This is a genomic window from Martinezella sp. CNPSo 3890 (genome assembly GCF_057784455.1).
The window spans coordinates 169790-190299 of record NZ_JBXSOR010000008.1 but is presented as its reverse complement, the minus strand read 5'-3'; the positions used below and the strand labels follow the sequence as shown (position 1 = coordinate 190299).

General features: G+C 60.5%; 20 protein-coding genes. 17 read left to right on the top strand and 3 right to left on the bottom strand.

What is annotated here, in order from left to right:
* Positions 1–4: 4 nt before the first annotated feature.
* Positions 5–913: a LysR family transcriptional regulator gene (locus AC13RC_RS19925; RefSeq protein ID WP_488558220.1), complete on the bottom strand. Its 909-nt coding sequence runs from the start codon at positions 911–913 to the stop codon at positions 5–7.
* A 258-nt stretch (positions 914–1171) separates the two neighbouring features.
* Between AC13RC_RS19925 and AC13RC_RS19920 the strand changes: the two genes are divergently transcribed.
* Genes AC13RC_RS19920 through AC13RC_RS19900 form a run of 5 tightly spaced genes read left to right on the top strand, consistent with a single transcriptional unit; the run spans position 1172 to position 5425 of the window.
* Positions 1172–1978 (top strand): 5-oxoprolinase subunit PxpA, encoded by an 807-nt coding sequence (locus AC13RC_RS19920; protein WP_488558219.1) that lies wholly within the window; start codon positions 1172–1174, stop codon positions 1976–1978.
* Positions 1965–2207, top strand: a complete 243-nt coding sequence (locus AC13RC_RS19915) for an acetyl-CoA carboxylase (protein WP_069610146.1) — start codon at positions 1965–1967, stop codon at positions 2205–2207. Before AC13RC_RS19920 ends, AC13RC_RS19915 begins: the two co-directional genes overlap by 14 nt.
* Positions 2204–3589 (top strand): acetyl-CoA carboxylase biotin carboxylase subunit, encoded by a 1386-nt coding sequence (locus AC13RC_RS19910; RefSeq protein WP_488558218.1) that lies wholly within the window; start codon positions 2204–2206, stop codon positions 3587–3589. Before AC13RC_RS19915 ends, AC13RC_RS19910 begins: the two co-directional genes overlap by 4 nt.
* Positions 3589–4464 carry a 5-oxoprolinase subunit B family protein gene (locus tag AC13RC_RS19905; RefSeq protein ID WP_488558217.1) on the top strand — a complete coding sequence of 292 codons (876 nt, stop codon included), beginning with the start codon at positions 3589–3591 and terminating at the stop codon, positions 4462–4464. Before AC13RC_RS19910 ends, AC13RC_RS19905 begins: the two co-directional genes overlap by 1 nt.
* Positions 4454–5425: a 5-oxoprolinase subunit C family protein gene (locus AC13RC_RS19900; protein WP_488558216.1), complete on the top strand. Its 972-nt coding sequence runs from the start codon at positions 4454–4456 to the stop codon at positions 5423–5425. The genes AC13RC_RS19905 and AC13RC_RS19900 overlap by 11 nt, the downstream gene beginning before the upstream one ends.
* Positions 5426–5500: 75 nt before the next feature.
* Here the strand turns inward: AC13RC_RS19900 and AC13RC_RS19895 are convergent, their stop codons facing one another.
* Positions 5501–6511, bottom strand: coding sequence for a GntR family transcriptional regulator (locus AC13RC_RS19895; protein ID WP_488558276.1), 1011 nt, complete (start codon positions 6509–6511; stop codon positions 5501–5503).
* 550 nt (positions 6512–7061) lie between these two features.
* On the opposite strand from AC13RC_RS19895, the gene AC13RC_RS19890 reads away from it, so the two are divergent.
* The 12 genes from AC13RC_RS19890 to AC13RC_RS19835 all read left to right on the top strand — a co-directional run bounded on the left by AC13RC_RS19890 (position 7062) and on the right by AC13RC_RS19835 (position 18937).
* Positions 7062–8135 carry an ABC transporter ATP-binding protein gene (locus tag AC13RC_RS19890; RefSeq protein ID WP_488558215.1) on the top strand — a complete coding sequence of 358 codons (1074 nt, stop codon included), beginning with the start codon at positions 7062–7064 and terminating at the stop codon, positions 8133–8135.
* Between the two features lie 48 nt (positions 8136–8183).
* On the top strand, positions 8184–9083 hold the full coding sequence (locus AC13RC_RS19885) for an ABC transporter permease (RefSeq protein WP_145319282.1): 900 nt from the start codon (positions 8184–8186) through the stop codon (positions 9081–9083).
* Between the two features lie 2 nt (positions 9084–9085).
* Positions 9086–9931: an ABC transporter permease gene (locus tag AC13RC_RS19880; protein ID WP_488558214.1), complete on the top strand. Its 846-nt coding sequence runs from the start codon at positions 9086–9088 to the stop codon at positions 9929–9931.
* On the top strand, positions 9931–10695 hold the full coding sequence (locus tag AC13RC_RS19875; RefSeq protein ID WP_488558213.1) for an SDR family NAD(P)-dependent oxidoreductase: 765 nt from the start codon (positions 9931–9933) through the stop codon (positions 10693–10695). The genes AC13RC_RS19880 and AC13RC_RS19875 overlap by 1 nt, the downstream gene beginning before the upstream one ends.
* A 13-nt stretch (positions 10696–10708) precedes the next feature.
* The gene (locus tag AC13RC_RS19870) at positions 10709–11476 is read left to right on the top strand and encodes an SDR family NAD(P)-dependent oxidoreductase (RefSeq protein ID WP_488558212.1); all 768 of its coding nucleotides are present in this window, start codon (positions 10709–10711) and stop codon (positions 11474–11476) included.
* 99 nt (positions 11477–11575) lie between these two features.
* Complete coding sequence (locus AC13RC_RS19865) at positions 11576–12808, top strand: ABC transporter substrate-binding protein (protein WP_113329440.1); 1233 nt, start codon at positions 11576–11578, stop codon at positions 12806–12808.
* A gap of 78 nt (positions 12809–12886) precedes the next feature.
* Entirely contained in the window at positions 12887–13990 is a 1104-nt protein-coding gene (locus tag AC13RC_RS19860; protein ID WP_488558211.1) for an ABC transporter ATP-binding protein, read from the top strand.
* A 32-nt stretch (positions 13991–14022) separates the two neighbouring features.
* Positions 14023–14904 (top strand): polysaccharide deacetylase family protein, encoded by an 882-nt coding sequence (locus AC13RC_RS19855; protein WP_488558210.1) that lies wholly within the window; start codon positions 14023–14025, stop codon positions 14902–14904.
* Between the two features lie 45 nt (positions 14905–14949).
* Positions 14950–15282, top strand: a complete 333-nt coding sequence (locus AC13RC_RS19850; RefSeq protein WP_488558209.1) for a hypothetical protein — start codon at positions 14950–14952, stop codon at positions 15280–15282.
* Positions 15272–16321, top strand: a complete 1050-nt coding sequence (locus AC13RC_RS19845; protein WP_488558208.1) for a CobW family GTP-binding protein — start codon at positions 15272–15274, stop codon at positions 16319–16321. Before AC13RC_RS19850 ends, AC13RC_RS19845 begins: the two co-directional genes overlap by 11 nt.
* A 16-nt stretch (positions 16322–16337) precedes the next feature.
* A complete protein-coding gene (locus tag AC13RC_RS19840) occupies positions 16338–17555 on the top strand; it encodes an ABC transporter substrate-binding protein (RefSeq protein ID WP_488558207.1) in 1218 nt (405 codons plus the stop codon).
* A 17-nt stretch (positions 17556–17572) separates the two neighbouring features.
* Positions 17573–18937 carry an amidase gene (locus tag AC13RC_RS19835; RefSeq protein ID WP_488558206.1) on the top strand — a complete coding sequence of 455 codons (1365 nt, stop codon included), beginning with the start codon at positions 17573–17575 and terminating at the stop codon, positions 18935–18937.
* Positions 18938–19013: 76 nt separating this feature from the next.
* Here AC13RC_RS19835 and AC13RC_RS19830 read toward each other — a convergent pair whose 3' ends face one another.
* On the bottom strand, positions 19014–20339 hold the full coding sequence (locus tag AC13RC_RS19830; RefSeq protein WP_488558205.1) for an MFS transporter: 1326 nt from the start codon (positions 20337–20339) through the stop codon (positions 19014–19016).
* Positions 20340–20510: the final 171 nt, after the last annotated feature.

Below are 20510 nucleotides of genomic sequence, written 5' to 3'. Positions count from 1 at the left end.
CGGATCAGGAATTCGTGCCCGGCAGGCTGTAGGCCTGCTGGAAATAACGCCTGAAGGCAAGCATTGGCTGGCTGAACTCGACATTGGCTCGCCACGCGAGCCCCACATCCATGGGCGGAACCGGGTCTTGTATGTTCACGGTCTCGATGCGCCTTCCCTCCAGCGACCAGGGGCGGTGCACCATGTCCGATAAAATAGCGACGCCGAGGCCGTTCGCCACCATCGATCTGACGGCTTCGATCGAACTGGTCCGCAGGAGCACCTTTGGTTGATAGGGGCTTCGGCTCCAGTAGCGCAGCGAAGAATGTGCCGCCTCATCGACCGTCAGCATGATGTAGGGTTCCTCGGCGATTTCACGCAGACTGATGCCGTCGCGACGCTGCAGCTCGTGGCCGGCCGGCAGCCAGAGACGCCTGACCGAACTCAGAAGCGTCTCGGTCATCAGCATCGGATTGAGGATGTTCGAGGTCAGCAAGACCGAAATGTCGTAGCGGTTGGTCAGCAAGCCTTCCTCGATTGACTCGCGATTGACCTCGTAGAGCTGGATTTTCAGCTTCGGATAGAGACGGCGGATACGCTCGATATGCATCGGCAGGAAATAGCCGATAACGGTATAGGTCGCGGCAACGACGAGCTCGCCTTCGATGTCGCTGCTGACGAGGTTGAGATGGGTCGCCTCGTCGACTTTGGCCAGAATTTCATAGGCATGGGACAGGAATTGCCGGCCTGCCGTGGTTAGATCCATACCCTGTGGCGTGCGGTTGAACAGAGAGACGCCGACGGTAAGTTCGAGATCCTTGATCGCCGCAGTGACGGCAGATTGGGAGATCGACAGGCTGACGGCCGCGTGCGAGATCTGTCCATATTCCGCCGTCGCGACGAAGTAGCGAAGCTGCCGCAGGCTCAAGCTCATGATGTTCTTCCTATCTATTTATCTGAAAACACCAGCTGCGATTCAGATTTAATGAATCTAAAACGAGCTGATTTTCGACAAAAGCGTGCGCAATTCTAATATGTAATTGATATTGCAATATATTTCATGACGCAATTTTAAGCATAGATATCAGTTTATCAGATATCATGCCTTTGAAAATTGTATTTTTCAAAGGCAGCCTTTGCCTCTAGCGTTCACATATTGGTCCCATTGGGGCGCAGGTGCGAGGGAAGGCATTTGAAGGAAGTTGTCGATATCAATTGCGACATGGGGGAGGCCTTCGGCCGATGGCGGATCGGCGATGCGCATGACGAGGAGCTTATCTCACTCATCAGTTCGGCCAATATTGCCACCGGGTTTCACGCCGGCGATCCCAATCTCATGGACGAGACCGTGCGGCTGGCAGCCGCCCACGGCGTCGGCGTCGGTGCTCATCCCGGCTACAATGACCTCCAGGGCTTCGGGCGGCGCAAGATCAACGGTACCAGCCGCGAGATCGTCAACGATCTGATCTATCAGGTCGGTGCGCTGCGCGAGTTCGCCAGACGCTATGGCGTGCCCGTGCAGCATGTGAAGCCGCATGGCGCTCTCTATATGGAATTGGCGGCGAACGCCGATCTCTCGCAGATATTCATACAATATATGCGCACCGTGGCGCCGAATATGTTCGTCTTCTGCATGGACGGGTCGGCCACTTGCCTTGCTGCTGAAGAGGCGGGCCAGCCTGTCGTGCGCGAGTTCTACGCCGATCGCGATTATGGCGATACGGGCTGGATCGTCTTTACCAGGGATGTCGGTCGCCCCGACCCCAAGGCAATTGCCCGCAAGGTCGTGAGAGCCTGCGCCGAAGGCGTCGTGCGGACCGTCAACGGTGCGGATATTCCGATCACTTTCGATTCCATCTGTTTTCATTCCGATACTTTGGGTGCGCTCGATATCGTGCGCCACATGCGAGAAGCGCTCATTGTCGAGGGTATCAGGATTGCACCCGTTTCACAGATTTTGAACAGCGACGCAGCGCGGAGGTCCCATGAGCAAGCTTGAGATCAGATCACCCCTTCCGGGAACCTTCTATCGGGCTTCCTCCCCGGACACGCCTCCCTTCAAGGCTGATGGCGACGCCGTTGTGGCCAGCGATACAATCGGTCTTATCGAGGTCATGAAAACCTTCCAGCAGATCCCTGCTGGGCTCGATGGCAAGAACATCACCTTTCTCGTCGATAATGAAGAGCCCGTCATGGCCGGCCAGATCATAGCGGAGGTGGACCCATGACGATCCGCTCCGTTCTGATCGCCAATCGCGGCGAAATCGCCGTCAGGATTATCAGGGCTGCCAAGGCGCTCGGCATCCGAACGGTGCAAGTCCATAGCGCCGCAGATGCCGACATGCTGGCGGTCAAGCTTGCGGACGCAGCAATCGATATCGGCTCGCCGGCCCCGAAGAAATCCTACCTGAACATCGAAGCCATCCTTTCGGCAGCGCGGTCCGCGGGCGTGGATGCCGTTCATCCGGGCTATGGGTTTCTGTCCGAAAACGGAGATTTCGCCGATGCCGTCGAGGCTGCGGGCATGATCTTCATCGGGCCGAGCGGCGAAGCCATTCGATTGCTTGGCGACAAGGTGGCAGCCCGCGAGATTGCGAAACGGGCCGGCGTTCCGACAGTACCGGGAAGTGATGGTCGCGTGGCAGATATTGCGGCTGCAGAGGCGATTGCCGAACGCATCGGCTTTCCCGTCATGATCAAGGCGGCCGCCGGCGGCGGTGGACGTGGCATACGTATCGTGCAGTCGCTCGCTGAGCTCAGGGAGCAGTTTCCGCTTGCCTCTGCAGAGGCGGCGGCCGCTTTCGGCGATGGCGGCCTCTACATGGAGAAGGTCATCACCCGCGCCCGCCACATCGAGGTGCAGATTTTCGGCGATGGACGGAATTTCGTCCATTGTTTCGAACGTGAGTGCTCGCTGCAACGTCGCCGTCAGAAGGTGTGGGAGGAAGCGCAGGCCTCCACGCTGCCCGATGACATCAGGCAGCGCCTTTGCGCCAGCGCCGTCGCCCTTGCGGCGGAAGTTGGTTATCGCGGCGCAGGCACCGTCGAATATCTCTACGACGAGGATAGCAGGCAGTTCTATTTCATCGAAGTCAATACCCGCATCCAGGTCGAGCATCCGGTAACCGAAATGATTACCGGCATCGATCTGGTGCAGGAGATGTTCAAGGTGGCCGGCGGCGCTCCCTTGTCACTGACGCAATCCGATATCCGGACGCGCGGTCACGCCATCGAATGCCGGATCAATGCCGAAGACCCTGCGAGGGGCTTTCTGCCGGCGCCCGGCACTGTGACGCGGCTCTCGATTCCGGAAGGCGAAGGCATCCGCTTCGATACAATGCTCTACGCCGGCTATACCGTGCCGCCCTTCTACGATTCCCTGCTTGGCAAGCTCATCGTCTGGGCCGAGGATCGCGATGCCTGCCTCGACAGGTTGGCCGGCGCTCTTTCCGATCTGACGATCGAAGGCTTGCCGACGACGATCCCTCTGCATCTCGCGCTCGCTCGCGATCCATCCGTGCGCAAGGGAGCATTCCACACGCGTTTTCTCGAAACCTGGCTGGAGACCGATTTTGCCGCGGTTGACGGCGTATCGGCGGAGGTTGCCTGATGCCAGCTCGCTTTACGCTCGGAGGTGACGAGCATCTTTTCGTCGAATGCAGCGACGAGATGTCCCTCGAAGCCTTCTTCAAGAGCCTGTCGATGGCCAAGGGGGTGCGCGAGAGCGCCATCAAAGGTGTCACCGAAATCTGCCCTGCCAACGCCTCCTTTCAGATCAAGTTCGATCCCGACATAATCAAGCCGGACGATCTCCTGCGCGAGGTCAAGGCAATCGAGGGCGAGGCTGAAAAGGCGGAGCCGGTCATTACCACCCGCATCGTCGAAATCCCTGTTTTCTACAATGATCCCTGGACGCATGAGACGCTGATGCGCTTCCGCGAGCGGCATCAGGAGCCGACGGGGACCGATCTCGACTACGCTACCAGGATCAATGGCTATGATACGGTCGAGGACTTTATTTCGGCTCATGCCGGCTCGCCCTGGTTCGTCTCGATGGTCGGCTTCGTCGCTGGCCTGCCGTTCATGTACCAGATGGTGGAGCGGCAGCGGCAGATCGAGGTGCCGAAATATCTGCGCCCGCGAACCGACACACCACGGTTGACGGTGGGACACGGCGGCTGCTTCGGCTGCATCTATTCGGTGCGCGGGGCAGGCGGCTATCAGATGTTCGGCATCACGCCGATGCCGATCTTCGACCCCACGCAAACGACGAGCTATCTCCGCGATTTCATGGTGTTCTTCCGTCCCGGCGATATTGTGAAATTCCGGCCTATCGATCGTGACGGCTATGACCAGGCGGTCGAGGATGTCGACAAGGGCCGCTTCGCGCCGCCGATCCGCGACGTCAGTTTCGATCTCAGGCAATACCAGGCCGATATAGACGGCTACAACGCCAGGCTGGAGGGCGCGCTGCATGGCCATTAAGGTTCTTCATCACGGCCTTTCCACCACGATTCAGGATCTCGGACGGCCCGGCTATTTTCATCTCGGCATTCCCGTTGGCGGCGCCATGGACCGTTACGCCATGCGGGCGGCAAATCTTCTCGTCGGCAATGATGAGGGTGCGGCCGGTCTCGAAGCCGTCTTCATGGGGCCAAAGCTCCAATTTCTCGACGATGCCCTGATTGCGGTTACCGGCGCCGACATGCCCGTCAGGATCGATGACGAGCTCCAACCGGGATGGACGGCACTCAAGGTCAGGGCAGGGCAGACCGTAAGCTTCGACTTTCTGAGGTCCGGGGCGCGGATCTGCATTGCGGTGTCGGGCGGCATCGATGTTCCCGAAGCGCTGGGCAGCCGGTCGACCTATGTGATCGGCGCCCTCGGCGGCCTGAATGGTAAGGCTATCGCTGCCGGAGATGAGCTTCCCGTTGGCTCCGGTTCCATGAAGAACGAGGGGCTATCCATTGCCGAGGAGCTGCGCCGCAAGCCCGGTACCCCGGCGGAGCTCCGGGTTCTGCCCGGGCTCTATTGGGATCGGTTGACAGAGCAAACGAAGAGCAACTTCTTTGCCGACCAATGGAAGGTTGCGCCGGAGGCCGATCGCATGGGGTATCGCTTCCGCGGCGGTCGCAAGCTCGAATTCGTCGAGCGCAAACAGCCTTTCGGTGCAGGCTCGGATCCGTCGAATATCGTTGACAGCTGCTATCCATATGGCTCGATCCAGGTGCCGGGCGGAACGGAGCCGATCATTCTGCATCGCGATGCTGTCTCCGGCGGCGGCTATTTCATGCTGGGAACGGTGATCTCGGCCGACATGGATCTGATCGCGCAACTGCAGCCGCATACGCCGACGCAATTCGTGGAGGTCACCATGGATCAGGCACTAGCGGCGCGGGCGGGCCGGCAAGCATTGCTTGCGCGCCTTCGTGCTGCTCTGGCGTAAGGGATCAAGCGGATGGCTGCCCCTTCGATCCCGCGTTTCCAGCACAGATGGCATAGGTCAGGGATCGCCTGCATCTTACTCGAGAACGCGGGTGAGATAAGCAGCCGTCACGCCGGGACCGGGGATGATCGCGACGATTTTCATCTGCGCGATCGTGCGGTCGACGGAGGCTTCGAGATGGTTTTCCATCATCGCCGCCGCCGCCTTGACGGCACCGCGCAGAAGCAGTTCCGCGATCAGGCGGAGCTCCGTGATGATGGCGGGATCTCCGGGCAAGCCGAGGCGCCGCAGCAATCGCTCCGTCGCCGTGACGGGCAGCAGGTTATTGCGGATGGATTCCTTCAGCCGCTCGTTCGGCGTCGCAAGGATGCAGATGTCGATGAAGTCGGCATGGATAGCTTCCAGCGCCGCAAGATGATCCGCCGGTTCGTGTCGTTCGAGATCGGAAAGGCGCAGAAACAAATCGTTCAACCGCTCCCGGTCGACGCGGCTGGCTCCCGCGACCAGCGCCTGCGGCTCCAGCATGCCGCGCAGGCCGTAATGATCCTTGATCATCTGCGCCGTCAGCGGGCCGGCGATCCAATGGGACGACTGGTTCTTGCGCACGAGGCCACGCTCGCGCAGGCGCGTCAGCACATCGCGGACGACGGTGCGGCTGACGTTGAAATGGTCGGCGAGCTCGATCTCGATGATGCGGTACTGGCCGAAGACGACGCAGCCGGCGACATCGGCCTCGACAGTATTGTAGATGCGTTCCCAGGAGGCGCGGCTCTGCAAGGCTTCGTCTGCGTGGCGCGGGATGGTCAGGCCGAGGGTCTTGATATCGGTGCGCTTCGGTTCGATGCCTTGTCCGGCGGGGCCGACGAGATAGCCGCGTCCGTTGAAGCGATGCACCAGACCTTCGCTCTCCAGCGTCTGCAGCGCCCTCTGCACGGGCGCGCGCGAAATCTGCAGGATGTCGGCGATCGGTCCTTCGAGCAGCACCACGCCCTGCGGCAGCGTGTTGTCCTCGATATTGCCACGCAGAACATCCTCGGCGATCTCGTAGCGCTTTTGCGCATTGGGGCGCGCACGGTTTTCGATCATCTGATGCAATGGACTCACGTCGTTCTGATGCCTCACTCTTACGCGTTTTGTAATTCTAACATAGCGCAAAAATAAATGACTATTGAATACAAAATATGTTTTATACGCGAGCGCGGTGAATCTCTTTTCGCTGGTTGTTGACCCATGGCGCCGCGATTGGCGCTATTTTCTGAATGTTGTCCGGGTGCGGCGCGTCACGCTTTGGCGTCCGTAATGGCTCCTTTATTGCCAATTTTGCGCGGAGGCGAGGGTGCTCGCCAGCATCGCCGCCTTCCGCCGGTCGCCCTCGTTTAGCTCGTGTTTCTGGGTTCGGCATTTTCACGAAAAAGTCTATTGAATACAAAAATCATTTATGTAATGCTCATCATCAAGGTGCTCGTCAGAAGCGCCGCAGGTGGAACTCTTTGAAACGCCAAGGAACATCTCTTTGACGCGCATGTGATCATGCGCGAACGCAGGCAGACGTCTGAAGGTCCGGATACTTGTGATCCGGGCGAAGGCGGAACTTTGCCCGAAGGATGGTCCTTGCCTTGAAACTGGTGGGAATTCGGTGTCGACCGTTCTTCAGCTTAGTCAAGTCACCAAGGCCTATGGCGCGGCGCCCGCGCTGGACAGGATAGATTTCTCTTTGCCCGACAATGCCTATATCTCGCTGCTAGGCCCGAGCGGCTCCGGCAAGACGACACTGCTGCGCGTCATTGCCGGCTTCGAGGAGCCGGATGCCGGCTCGATCCTCTTCCATGGCAAACGGCTCGATGGCGTCGAGCCGCATGATCGCGGCATCGGCTTCGTCTTTCAGAACTTCGCTCTGTTTCCGCATCTTTCCGTTGCTGAAAACGTTGCCTTCGGCCTGCGCAATCGCAAGATCGATCCGGTGACGGATGCGCGCGTGCTGGCAAAGCAGGTCCAGGACATGCTGTCGCTGGTCGGCCTCAAGGGGTTTGATGACCGCGCCGTCACGCAGATCTCGGGTGGGCAGCGCCAGCGCGTCGCCCTGGCACGTACACTGGTGACGGAGCCGAAGATGGTGCTGCTGGACGAACCGCTCGGTGCGCTTGACGCTAATCTGCGCGGCCGTATGCGCAGCGAACTCAAGATCATCCGCGAGCGCTGCGGCGTGACCTTCCTGCATGTTACGGGCAGCGAGAGCGAAGCTTTGGCGATGGGAGATCTCGTACTCGTGCTCGATCGCGGTTGCATCGCGCAGGCCGCCGCCTCGGATGTGGTCTACAACAGCCCGGCAACGGCCTCGGTCGCCCGCTTTCTCAATTGCTACAATCTCTTTGCCGGCAATGTCGTCGAGGATGCTTTTATCGGACCGGCCGGCCGCTTCCCTCTGAATGGATCGCGCCGAAAAGCGCTGCAGCCGGCTTATGCGATCCGCTACGACCGCGTTTCGATCCGCTCCCGCGATGCGGTGCTCTCGGATGACGAAGTGCGCATCGAGGCGGATTTCATCGCCAGCGAATATTCCGGTGCGGCGGTCAACTCCTTCTTTGCGCTCGATGACGGCCACGTCTTCGAGGTCGAATCTCATCTGAGCCATGCCCGCCCGCCGGCCTTTGTCGAAAAGGATCGCTATGCGCTCGTCTGGAAGAAGGAGGATGCCCTTGTCTTCGGCTGATGTGACTTTTTCCAACCCTTCCGCCGGACCCTCCAAGGAGAGCGAGAGATGACCATGGTCGCGACATCAGAGGAAGCCGTGCAGGAAGGCGCGACTGTGCGCCGAAGATCGAGCAAGACATTCTGGCTTCTGGCGCCGGGCATAATCTGGATGGTGGCCTTCCTCGTCCTGCCGATGCTGATGATGGTCTATGTTTCTTTCTGGACGCAGACGACCTTCAAGATCGAGCCGACACTGACGTTGCAGAGCTGGGTCACCTTCCTGACGAGCCCCACCTATCTCGGCGCGCTCTGGACGACGATCCGCATCTGGTTGCTGGTGCTGGTATCGACGCTTATTGTCGGCTATCCGGCGGCGCTCTTCGTCGGGCTTCTCATCAAGAACAAGACGCTGCAGACCGTGTTGCTCGTGCTCTGCGTCATCCCGTTCTGGACCTCCTTCCTGATCCGTGTGCTTGCCTGGCGGCCGATGCTCGGCACCGAGGGCGCCATCAACATGATCCTGATGAAGCTCGGCATCGTGCAGCAGCCGATAGAGGTGCTGCTGTTTTCGGAGCTGTCCGTGATCATCGGCATGACACAGATCTACTGCGTCTTCATGGTCGGGCCGATCGCCTTCATGATGGGTCGCATCGACGCCTCCGTTATCGAGGCGGCGCAGGATCTCGGTGCCGGCTTCTGGCGCATCTTCCGCACCATCATCCTGCCGTTGTCCATGCCGGGCGTGGTGGTCGGCGCGATCTTCGTCTCCGTCATGGTTCTCGGTGAATTCGCGACGTCCGCTGCCCTGTCCGGCCGCAAGGTCAATCTGCTCGGCAATATCATCGTCACGCAGGTCGGCTCGCTGAAATGGGCCTTTGCCGCGGTCGCCGGCGTTGTCCTGACGATCATCATGGGAGCTGTTGTCGCAGCCCTGCTCAAGGTCGTCGACCTCAGAAAGGAGCTCTGATCATGAATGCCGGCGGCATCAAGCTTGGCCTGGGCGTCTATACGACCCTCTTTTTGATCTTCCTCTACGGACCGCTCGTCGTCCTGGCGATCCTGTCGTTCCAGACCGGTCCAGAGGGCGGTCCGCAATTTCCGATCATCGAATGGTCGACCTACTGGTATCGGCATCTCTTCGGTCTCACGCCGCCGTCGCGCATCGCACCGTTGCCGATCGATCAGGCGCTGATCCGCTCGCTTTTTCTGGCGCTGATGACCATGATCGTCTCGACGGTGCTCGGCGTCATGTCCGCCCAGGCCTTTCGCCGCAAGTTCCGCGGCTCGGGCGTCGCCTTCTATCTGATCGTTCTCGGCATGATGGTGCCGGGCGTGCTTGTCGGCCTCGGCATGGCGCTTGTCGCCAACGCCTTCGGCATCGATCGTCACTGGTGGAGCACGGCCTTCGTCCTGCACGTCGTCTACACCTTCCCCTTTGCTTTCCTCGTCATGCTCGCCATCTTCAACAGGTTCGATCCGAGCATGGAGGAGGCCTCATGGTCGCTCGGCGTCACGCCGGCACGCACCTTCCGCAAGGTCACTTTTCCGCTGATCTTCCCGGGCGTGCTTTCGGCCATGCTCTTTGCCTTCACGCTTTCCTATGACGAGTTCTCACGCACCCTGTTTGCTTCCGGCCGCGAGCTGACGCTGCCGCTTGCCATCTACGGCACCTTCTCCGTCGAGGTGCATCCGAACGTTTTCGCTTTCGGGGTGCTGACCACGCTGTTTTCCTTCGCGCTTCTCGGCACCTACGCGATCCTGATGGGTCTGTCGGTCAGGCGCGCCAAGCGCGTCCCCATCCAGGAGGACGCGTGATGGCTGAGAAGGCATCCGCCACGATCTCCGCTCCCCTCTCTGCCATCGTCACCGGCGCCGGCTCGGGTATCGGCCGCGCCATTGCGCTGCGCCTTGCCACCGACGGCTATGCTGTTCTGGTCAACGATCTCTCGGGCGACCGGGCCGAGACTGTTGCCTCGGAAATCACCAAGGCGGGCGGTGTGGCAACCGCGATCGCCGGCGACGTCGCACGGCCCGAGGATGTGGCGACTATCCATGCGGCTGCCAAGGCCTCGCACGGCGACGTCGCCCTTCTCGTCAACAATGCCGGTATTGCGCATCAGGCAGCATTCGAAGACCTCGAGCTTGAGGATTTCGACCGGATGTTTGCGGTGCATGTGCGCGGCACCTTCCTGATGACCAAGGCCGTCATGCCGTCGATGCTGGCGCGAGGCGAGGGCGTCATCGTCAACGTCGCCTCCCAGCTCGGGCAGATCGGCGGTGTCGAGCTGGTCCACTATTCCGGCGCCAAGGCGGCGATCATCGGCATGACCAAGGCACTCGCCCGCGAGGTTTCCAGCCGCGGAGTGCGCGTCAACACCGTAGCGCCGGGGCCGATCAACACGCCGCTGGTGCGGGGTCTTTCCGAAGAATGGCGCGAACGTAAGAAGCGCGAACTGCCGCTCGGCCGCTTCGGCGAACCGGAAGAGGTGGCGGCGACCGTGGCGTTTCTGGCGTCGCCGGCAGCGAGCCTTTTCGTCGGCCAGACGCTTGGGCCGAATTCCGGCGATGTGATGCTCTGAGGGAGACAAGCAGATGGATAGTTGGGAAAAGCGGGTGGTCATCGTCACGGGTGCGGGCATCGGTATCGGCCAAGCGACAGCAAAGGCGTTTGCAGCGCTCGGCGACCATGTCGTCGTCACCGATATTCTCGAAAAGGAAGGTGAGGAGACCGTCCGCGACATCCTCACCAGCGGCGGCTCTGCCGAATTCCATCTCTACGACGTCCGCTCGACAGAGGCCGCCAACCGGCTTGTCGCCAATGTCGAGGCACGCTTCGGCAAGATCGATGTCATCGTCGCCAATGCCGGCATCGCCCATCGCACACCTCTTGAGAAGCTCACCGACGACAAATGGGACCTGACCATGGATGTCGACCTGAAGGGTATCTTCAAGCTGGTGCGTGCCGCGGTACCCGGCATGCGTGCCCGCGGATCGGGCAGTATCGTCGCGCTCTCCTCGATCATGGGCGTCGCCTATGGCTGGGACGAGCATGTCCATTATTCGGCGGCGAAATCCGGGGTCGTGGGATTGGTGCGCGGGCTCGCCGTCGAGCTGGCGAAGGACGGCATCAGGGTCAACGGCATTGCGCCGGGCTATATCCGCACAGCCCAGCTTCTTTCGGAAGAAAATTCGCTCGGCCCAGCAGGCGCGGAGAAGGCCGCCGAGTTCATTCCGATGGGCCGGCTGGGTGAGCCGGAAGACATCGCCGACGTGATCGCATTCCTCGCCTCGAAGGGCGCGAGATACATGACCGGCCAGGTTCTGGTCGTGGATGGCGGCCTCCTTGTGGGGCGGTACTGATCGCCATCGTCCCGGCACCGACCGGATGAAGGGCGATACGGCAATGAAGCAGGCCCGCAAAGGGCACAAGGGAACAGCAATCAGCACTGGAGAACAGATATGTCCAAGATGGAAATGAACAGACGCTCTCTGTTGAAGCACTCCGCCGGCGTGATGGCGCTCGCGATCGGGGGCGGAACGCCTTTTCTGTCGTCGCGAGCGGCCTACGCCCAGGCTGCGAACCTTGCCAAGGAACAGTTGCGCACCATCGGTCTCTCGGTCACGGTCCAGGAGCGTATCCTTGATGAATTCCGCAAGGTGAGCGGCGTCGGCCAGACCTCGGGTACAGCGGCGACCTTTCCGGACGCACAGACCAAGATCCTGTCCGGCTCCAAGGATTACGATTGCTGGGAGATCATCGGTGAGCGCTTGCCCTCGATCGTCATGACCAACAATGTCGAGCCGGTTCCGGCCGCTTCCTTGAAGAACTGGGCCAATATCCGCGATACCTTCACCACGCCCTCCGACAAGTGGGAGCCGAAGCAACAGATCGTCGGCCAGATCTGGGCCGATGACGCCAAGACCACGCTGAACATGGTGCCTGCGGTCTACAATTACGATTCCATCGGCTACAATCCGGACGTTCTCTCCGCGGAGGAAGCCAATACCTGGTCGGCGATCTTCGATCCGAAGTGGAAGGGCAAGTCCGGCCTCAATACCGATCCGCTGATCGCCTTCGGTCAGGCGATCATGGCCATGAACACGCTTGGCCTTCTGAACGTCAAGAATCCCGGCAATCCGAGCACGGCCGAGATCGACGAAGCGGCGAAGTTCCTCGTTTCGAAGAAGAAGGACGGGCAGTTCCGCGCTCTGTGGGGTGACTTCGGCGAGCTGGTCAATCTGATGGCATCGGGCGAGATGGTCGTCTGCGACGCCTGGCAGCCGGCTGTCATGGCGGTCAAAGCCCAGGGCAAGGCATGCAAATATGCCGTGCCGAAGGAAGGCTATCGTGGCTGGGCGATCGGCCCGTCGATGATCGCAGGCACGCCGAACAAGGAAGCCGTGATCGCCTATGCCGATTACTGGCTCTCGGGCGAGCCCGGCATCACCGTTTCGGAACAGGGCTATTATTCGCCGTCGACCAATATCCAGAAGGTCATGGCGCCGGATAAGTATGCCTTCTGGTACGAGGGCAAGCCTTGGGTCGGTGCTGCCGAGCGCGGCATCAAGGAAGGCGACCTGCGCGACGGCGGCTCGCTGGCGGAACGCGCCAAGAACGTTGCCTACTGGCACCAGTGGCCGGATGAATACGACCATCTCGTCCAGAAGTGGGATGAATTCCTCAATGCCTGATCCGATGGCTGCTGCCAGCTATCCTATGCCGCGCGGGGAGGCGATGTCCGCCTCCTCGTCCACGCCCGGAGATCTCCCATGATATATGACTTGGAACTCATCGATGTCGGCAAAGTCTATGACAATGGCACGCCCGCGGTCATCGACTTCAATCTGTCGATCAGGAAAGGCGAATTCATCGCCTTCCTCGGTCCGTCGGGCTGCGGCAAGACGACGACGCTCCGCATGATCGCCGGCTTTGAAAGCATTTCCTCCGGCGACATGATGATCAAGGGCGAGCGCATGAACGATGTCCGGCCGCAGAAGCGGCCGACATCGATGATCTTTCAGAACTATGCTTTGTTCCCGCACATGACCGTCCGGCGGAATGTCGGATATGGTCTTGAGGTCAAGGGCATGGCGAGGGCCGAACGGGATGCCCGGGTCGATCGTATTCTCGCGACTCTCGGGCTGGAGGATATTGCCGATCGCAAGCCGGACAAGCTTTCCGGCGGCCAGCGCCAGCGCATCGCGCTTGCCCGCGGCCTTGTCGTCGAGCCGGATGTGCTGCTTCTCGACGAGCCGCTGGGTGCTTTGGATGCCAATCTGCGCAAGGCCATCCAGAATGAGCTGAAACTGCTGCAGAAGAAGCTCGGCGTCACCTTCGTCTTCGTCACGCACGCTCAGTCCGAGGCGCTGGCGCTGTCCGACCGCATCGTCGTCATGAACCAGGGCAGGGTGGAGCAGATCAGTCCGCCGGCTCAGCTCTATACGCGTCCCGATACGCCATTCGTGGCGCAATTCATCGGCCGCAATACCATCTTCGAAGGCGAGGTTGCCGGCACGCAGGCAGACAGCACCCTTGTCTCGACCGCGTTCGGCACGCTGTCGGGCTGCGCCAATGGCGGCCTCTCCAGCAAGGTCAATATCGTCATCCCCTCGGAGGCGATCGAGGTTCATGCGGCGGGCGGCTCGGCGCGCGAAAATCTCGCCCGAGCTTTCGGCGGCAATGTGGTCGGCGCACGCGTCGAGCGCTTCGACGTGGTCGGCCATATCTCCAAGATCGGCATCAGCCTGCCTGATGGCCGAGGTCTGGCGCTGGAAGCGCATGTCGACAAATACCGGCCCGGCGCCTTTCTCCCAGGCACCGAGGTCATGCTTACCTGGGATCCGGCCGACGCGACCGTCATCCCAGCTCATTGATTACAGAAATTTAAATCGAAGGAGGTCATCCCATGGCAAAGGAAATCTTGTGCAGTTTTGGCGTCGACGTCGATGCCGTCGCCGGCTGGCTCGGCTCTTATGGCGGCGAGGATTCGCCTGACGATATCTCGAGAGGCCTTTTTGCCGGTGAAGTCGGCAGTCTGCGTCTGGTGAAGCTCTTCGAACGCTTCGGCATCAAGACGACTTGGTTCATTCCCGGCCACTCGATCGAGACCTTCCCGGAGCAGATGCAGGCCGTGGCCGATGCCGGCCATGAAATCGGCATCCATGGCTATAGCCATGAAAACCCGATTGCCATGACGCGCGAGCAGGAGACGGAAATCCTCGACAAGTGCATCGAACTGGTCACCAAGCTTTCCGGCAAGCGCCCGACCGGTTATGTCGCACCGTGGTGGGAATTCTCCAATGTGACCAATGAGCTGCTTCTGGAGCGCGGCATCAAGTATGATCACTCGCTGATGCATAATGACTTCACGCCCTATTATGTGCGCGTCGGTGATAGCTGGACGAAGATCGACTATTCCCGCAAGCCATCGGACTGGATGGTGCCGCTGAAACGCGGCCAGGCGACCGATTTGATCGAAATCCCGGCATCCTGGTATCTTGATGACCTCCCGCCGATGATGTTCATCAAGAAATCGCCGAACAGCCATGGCTTCGTCAATCCGCATCACATCGAGCAGATGTGGCGCGATCAGTTCGATTGGGTCTATCGCGAGATGGATTATGCGGTCTTCCCGATCACCATCCATCCCGACGTCGCCGGCAGGCCGCAGGTGCTGATGATGCTGGAGCGGCTCTATGCGCATATGGTCAAGCATCCCGGCGTCAAGTTCGTGACGATGAATGAGATTGCCGACGATTTCGCAGCCCGCTTTCCGCGCAAGAAATAGCCGGCTAGGCTGAATAACCCAGTGCATCTCAAGGAGGCGATTGCCATGTGTTCACTGTGCGGCGTGCTCGGCGGCAATGAGCACTGGACGGATGCCGCGGCACGGCCAGGCGTCTTCACCCGCAATCACGCAAGCTTCGACCGGCGGCGTGAGCGAGTCGAGCGCGTGCGTGCCGCCAACGAAATGCTTTCGGGTTTCGGCCTTATCCTCTCCGATTGGCAGGGCGCCTCCTTCGTCCTGTCGACACGAACAGGCAGGAGTGAGATCATCGAGGATCTCGGTCATCTCTGGCCGGCGGCCGAAAGGCTCGTCGGCCGGCCCTGTGACCCTCTCGACCTTGCTTTCGTCGCAAGGATGGAGGCGCGGCATGTCGATTGAGGCGGGCGGCTTCCTGCCGATCAATCTGCTGACAGGCTTTCTCGGTTCCGGCAAGACGACACTGCTCAAGCGCATCCTGGCGGATCCGGCCTTCGCCGATACCGCCGTGCTCATCAACGAATTCGGCGAGATTGGGCTGGACCATGATCTCGTCGAAAGCGTCGAGGGCGAGATGGTGCTGCTGCGCTCTGGCTGTGTCTGCTGCACGGTGCGGGGTGAGCTTGCCACAGCACTCAAGGAACTTTACTCCCGCCGCGAGCGCGGGCTGGTGCCACCATTCCGGCGCGTCATCATCGAAAGCACCGGCCTTGCCGATCCTTTCCCCGTGCTTTCGACCATCAAGGCCGATCCGGTACTTCGGCACCATTTCTGCGCCGGCAACGTCCTTACGACGGTCGATGCGGTGAACGGGCTGCGTCAGCTCGACACCTATATCGAATCCAACAGGCAGGCAGCGGTCGCGGATCGGTTGATCGTGACCAAGACCGATCTTCAGGCCGATCGTGGTGAAGGCGACCTCCATGCTCGCCTTCGAACGCTCAATCCCGATGCCCCGATCCTGATCGCGGCCGATCCGCATCTCGATCTTTCCTCACTTGTCGCGGTCCAGAGCAACATCTCAACAAGCGGCCTGTCCCTAAGCGGCTTTTACTGCGAGGAGCCAGTGCAGCTCGTCTCATCGGATGGCGCGCCGCATCAGGCCGCCATTTCTTCGATTTCGCTCGTCATAGACAGGCCTGTCGATTGGACCGCTTTCGGGCTCTGGCTGACCATGCTGCTCAATCGGCATGGCGAACGGGTGCTGCGTGTGAAGGGTATTCTCAATCTCAGCGGTGAGGAGCGCCCGGTTGCGGTTCATGGTGTCCAGCATCTGGTTCACACCCCGGTGCACATGGACGGATGGCCCTCGGAAGACCGCGCTTCGCGACTGGTCTTCATCCTGGATGGGCTCGACGGCACTCTCTTGAAACGCTCCTTCGAAGCCTTCACATTGGCGCGCGTGCCTGCCGCGTCTTACCCGATCGCTGCGGCGCGATGAGACAATTGGGATCTCCATGAACAAGCATGAATCCGTCGCCAAAAGCATGTCTGCTCCCGCTTTGCATCTGAAGGGCCGGCCGCGCCTGCGCGTACTCGGCACAGCGATTTCACTGCTGGAGGAACTGCGCCTGCGCGCGCAGGAGGATCTCGGCATCGACGTGACATTCGACAACAACGACTTCCTGACAACGCAGTACAAGGCGGCCCGCGAGCCGGAAACCTACGATATCTACGACCAGTGCTTCCACAATCTCGATATCGTCTGGCACTGGCGCGCGATCCAGCCTGTGGACACGCAGCGCATCGTGCTCTGGGATGAGGTCAACGATCTGACGAAGACCGGCCATATCGGCCCCAACCCGCGAATGGGGCTTGGCGATGTGCCGGCGAAAAAACTCTTTGTGCAGCCGAACCTCGCTCTCGGCGATACGCCGTCGCGCTTCATCTCGATGCTGCCGACGACGCATAATTTCGACAGTTTCGCCTATCGGACGGATCTGGCGCCGAATGGTGTTGGCATGGATTCCTGGGGCGCGCTCTTCGACGAGCGCTGGGCAGGCAGAGTGGCGCTGGTGGATGAGCCCGCCATCGGAATATTTGACGCTGCGCTCGCAGCACAGGCCGCCGGCCTCATGTCCTTCGACGATATCGGCAATATGTCCATTCAGGAGATCGACCAGCTGATCGATCTCCTTGAGGAGCGCAAGAAGGCCGGCTTTTTCCGGGATTTCTGGAAGACCGCCGAGGATGCGGCGCGGCTGATGATCGCCGGCGAGACCAGCGTCCAGAGCATGTGGTCGCCCGGTATCGGCATCCTGAATTCGAAGGGTGTCCCGGTCGAACAGGCCGTGCCCGCCGAAGGCTATCGCGCCTGGCATGGTGGCCTCTGCCTTTCGAAACACTTGAACGGCCGCCTGCTCGATGTCGCCTATGACTATCTGAACTGGTGGATCTCGGGATGGCCGGGTGCTGTGGTCGCGCGGCAGGGCTATTACATTTCGACGCCGCAGCGCTCACGGCAGTTCATGACCCAGGCGGAATGGGATTACTGGTATGAAGGTGCGGCGGCTACCGAAGACTTGCCTGGCCCGGATGGGCAGATGCGGATCAGGAAAGGATCGGTGCGCAGCGGCGGATCTTATTGGCAGCGCGCCAATTGCATTGCCGTCTGGAATACGACAATGGATGAGCACAATTATCTCGTGCGCCGCTGGATGCAGCTGGTCGGCTGAAGAGGAGAGCAAGGGCTATGACACAGACACATCTCGGCAAATCGATCGCCCAACTCTCGGTCCTGATCCAGTCCGGCAGTCTCGATCCGGTCGCGCTGGCCGAGGAGACCCTCGATGCGATCCGGACCTACAAGGATCAGGCGATCTTCACACGGCTGTTGGAAACGCGCGCGAAGGAAGAGGCGGCGGCTTCGTCCCGACGGCTGCGCGAGGGGCGTTCGCGCGGGCTGCTGGATGGTATTCCGGTCGCCTGGAAGGATTTGTTTGCAATCGCCGGCCTGCCGACCACAGCCGGATCGATCGTGCTTGCGGATGCAAAGCCCGCGCAGGACGATGCCGAGGTCGTCAAGGCATTGAAGGCTGCGGGCATGGTGGCTGTCGGTCGGGTCAATATGAGCGAGTTCGCCTTTTCCGGCCTCGGCCTCAATCCGCATTACGGTACCCCGCTAAACCCGCTGGCGATCGATGTCGCGCGCATTCCGGGCGGTTCGTCTTCCGGTTCTGCTGTCGCGGTTGCAGCAGGTCTCGTGCCGGTCGCGATCGGCACGGATACGGGCGGCTCAGTGCGCATACCGTCTTCCTTCAATGGCCTTGTCGGCTATAAGGCAAGCCATGGCCGCTACAGCATGGACGGCGTCTTTCCGCTGTCGACCAGCCTCGACTCGCTTGGGCCTTTGTGCCGCAGCGTCCAGGATGCGATCTGGGTCGATGCCGCAATGCGTGGGCGCTTTGTCCCCGAGGTGGAGCGAGCCGAAGCCGCCGGACTTTCCATCGTGGTGCCGACAAATATCGTCATGGATGATGCGCAGGATGGTGTCCTCGCAGCTTTCGAGGCGACGCTGGCGAGATTGAGCGCCGCTGGCGTTAAGATCCGACGAGCTGCCTTTCCAGCTTTCGAAAGGCTCTTTGAGCTGATGGCTGAGTACGGGCCGCTGGTTACTGCCGAGGCCTTCGTGCTGCATCACCGCCGTCTGGCAGGACCGGAAGCCGCTTTCATGGATCGGCGTGTTGTCGCGCGGACACGCCTTGGAGAGAAGACGACACTGGTCGGCTATCTGGAAACACTCAAAGTGCGCAAGCAACTGGTCAAGGAAGTGACTGACACGCTTGGGCCAAACGAGTTCATCGCCTATCCGACGGTTGCCCATGTTGCGCCGGCGCTTGGCCCCTTGGAGGCGGATGACGAGCTGTTCGTAAAGATCAATGGCAGAACACTGCGCAATACGGCAATCGGCAATTTCCTCGATTGGTGCGGCGTCTCCCTGCCTTGCGGCACGGGTGAAGCAGGCATGCCGGTTGGCTTCCTGCTGTCGGCGCCGAGAAACCATGACGAGCGGCTGTTGGGCGCGGCGCTGGCGTTGGAAGAGATCGTCGCGGGCTAACGTTGCGCGGCGGATTTGCCGCATCCTATCGATCCTCGCTCACTATCGCGGGGCGAGGATCGAAAGCTCTCTTCCTTCAATGCGAACGGCTGGCACTGGCAGTCGGCTCGGCGTCGACGATCCAGCGGCGGTGCGGGCCGAGCGCGATCAGTAGCACGACAGACAAGAAGCAGCAGCCGGCGAGGATGTAGAAGCCGATATCGCCATTGCCTGTGGCTGCGTCAACATAGGCCTTGATCTGCGGCGAGGCGAAACTGCCGAGATTGCCGAGCGAGACAATGAAGGCTATGCCGCTAGCAGCACCGACGCCCCCGAGATAGCGGGTCGGCAGGCTCCAGAAGACCGGCTGCGAAGAGGCAAGGCCCGGAACCGCGATGCAGGCCGCAATCACCATCACCCACGGATTCATCGTTAGGCCGATCGTTCCTAGCGCGATGGTGCCTGCCGTCAGCATAGCGATGCAGACGATGCGATGGTTGTCATGCTTGTCGGCATAGACGGTGAAGAAGCGGGTTGCGAAAAGCGCGCAAAGCCAGGGTAGGCCGAGCAGCACGCCGACCCAGGTATTGACGCCGCCGCCGAGCGCCTGCGCCAGCCGCGCCGGCAGGTAAAAGGTGATCGGGCCGACACCGATCTGGATGAACAGGTAGATGCCGATGAAGGCGAGGACGCGCCAGTCTTTCAGCACGCTGAAGACCGAGTGCTTCACTTCGGAAAGCTTACTGCGCTCTTCTGCCTCGATAACGGCATTCAGCGCGTTTTTCTCCTCCGCCGTCAGCCATTTCGCTTCGTTTGGGCGGCTCGTCAGGAAGAAGAGGGCTGCGATGCCGACGACGGTTGCCGCCAGGCCTTCGACCGCAAACATCCATTGCCAGTTGGTGAGGCCAAGGACGTCGTGATGGGTGAGCAGCCAACCGGAGAGTGGTGCACCGATCACCAGCGATAGGGGAATGCCGAGATAGAACAGGCCAGTGGCGCGCGCTCGCTGCTTGGCGGGGAACCAGTAGGTCAAATAGAGGAGAACGCCCGGATAGAAACCGGCTTCGCAAACGCCGAGCAGAAAGCGCACGATGTAGTAGCTCGTTGGTGTGTGGGCAAAGACCATGCAGGCGGAGACGATACCCCAGGTAATCATGATCCGGCTGAGCCAGAGGCGGGCGCCGACGCGCTGCATGATCAGGTTGCTCGGCACTTCGAAGGTGGCGTAGCCGAGATAGAGAATGCCGGCGCCGAAGGCATAGGCTGCATCCGAAATACCGGTATCGGCCTGATAAGCCACCTTGGCGAAGCCGACATTGGATCGGTCGAGAAAATTCAGGATCAGCATCAAGCCCAGAAAGGGCAGGAGACGAATCGTCGCCTTGCGCACGGCGCTTTGCAGCGCCGGATTGTCGTTTGTCATAAGTTACTCCTCCCAAAGGCAGAATGCCTCGTAGCGAGACCCTCGCGGACAAGGCATGCCTTCATGCTTAAACCGGATCTCGATCTGGCTATTGACGTGACAGCCAAGCCTGACCGCCATCTTGCATATACGCAGATTATATTTATGTATGAAAAGGTCAATAGGCGCGAG

Bases quoted from the DNA above. Each gene is read 5' to 3' on its own strand.
- AC13RC_RS19860 (WP_488558211.1), top strand. From the start codon at position 12,887: ATGATATATGACTTGGAACTCATCGATGTCGGCAAAGTCTATGACAAT.
- AC13RC_RS19885 (WP_145319282.1), top strand. From the start codon at position 8,184: ATGACCATGGTCGCGACATCAGAGGAAGCCGTGCAGGAAGGCGCGACT.
- AC13RC_RS19840 (WP_488558207.1), top strand. From the start codon at position 16,338: ATGAACAAGCATGAATCCGTCGCCAAAAGCATGTCTGCTCCCGCTTTG.
- AC13RC_RS19835 (WP_488558206.1), top strand. From the start codon at position 17,573: ATGACACAGACACATCTCGGCAAATCGATCGCCCAACTCTCGGTCCTG.
- AC13RC_RS19855 (WP_488558210.1), top strand. From the start codon at position 14,023: ATGGCAAAGGAAATCTTGTGCAGTTTTGGCGTCGACGTCGATGCCGTC.
- AC13RC_RS19905 (WP_488558217.1), top strand. From the start codon at position 3,589: ATGCCAGCTCGCTTTACGCTCGGAGGTGACGAGCATCTTTTCGTCGAA.
- AC13RC_RS19845 (WP_488558208.1), top strand. From the start codon at position 15,272: ATGTCGATTGAGGCGGGCGGCTTCCTGCCGATCAATCTGCTGACAGGC.
- AC13RC_RS19870 (WP_488558212.1), top strand. From the start codon at position 10,709: ATGGATAGTTGGGAAAAGCGGGTGGTCATCGTCACGGGTGCGGGCATC.
- AC13RC_RS19910 (WP_488558218.1), top strand. From the start codon at position 2,204: ATGACGATCCGCTCCGTTCTGATCGCCAATCGCGGCGAAATCGCCGTC.
- AC13RC_RS19900 (WP_488558216.1), top strand. From the start codon at position 4,454: ATGGCCATTAAGGTTCTTCATCACGGCCTTTCCACCACGATTCAGGAT.
- AC13RC_RS19925 (WP_488558220.1), bottom strand. From the start codon at position 913: ATGAGCTTGAGCCTGCGGCAGCTTCGCTACTTCGTCGCGACGGCGGAA.
- AC13RC_RS19850 (WP_488558209.1), top strand. From the start codon at position 14,950: ATGTGTTCACTGTGCGGCGTGCTCGGCGGCAATGAGCACTGGACGGAT.
- AC13RC_RS19915 (WP_069610146.1), top strand. From the start codon at position 1,965: ATGAGCAAGCTTGAGATCAGATCACCCCTTCCGGGAACCTTCTATCGG.
- AC13RC_RS19830 (WP_488558205.1), bottom strand. From the start codon at position 20,339: ATGACAAACGACAATCCGGCGCTGCAAAGCGCCGTGCGCAAGGCGACG.
- AC13RC_RS19865 (WP_113329440.1), top strand. From the start codon at position 11,576: ATGTCCAAGATGGAAATGAACAGACGCTCTCTGTTGAAGCACTCCGCC.
- AC13RC_RS19895 (WP_488558276.1), bottom strand. From the start codon at position 6,511: ATGATCGAAAACCGTGCGCGCCCCAATGCGCAAAAGCGCTACGAGATC.
- AC13RC_RS19875 (WP_488558213.1), top strand. From the start codon at position 9,931: ATGGCTGAGAAGGCATCCGCCACGATCTCCGCTCCCCTCTCTGCCATC.
- AC13RC_RS19880 (WP_488558214.1), top strand. From the start codon at position 9,086: ATGAATGCCGGCGGCATCAAGCTTGGCCTGGGCGTCTATACGACCCTC.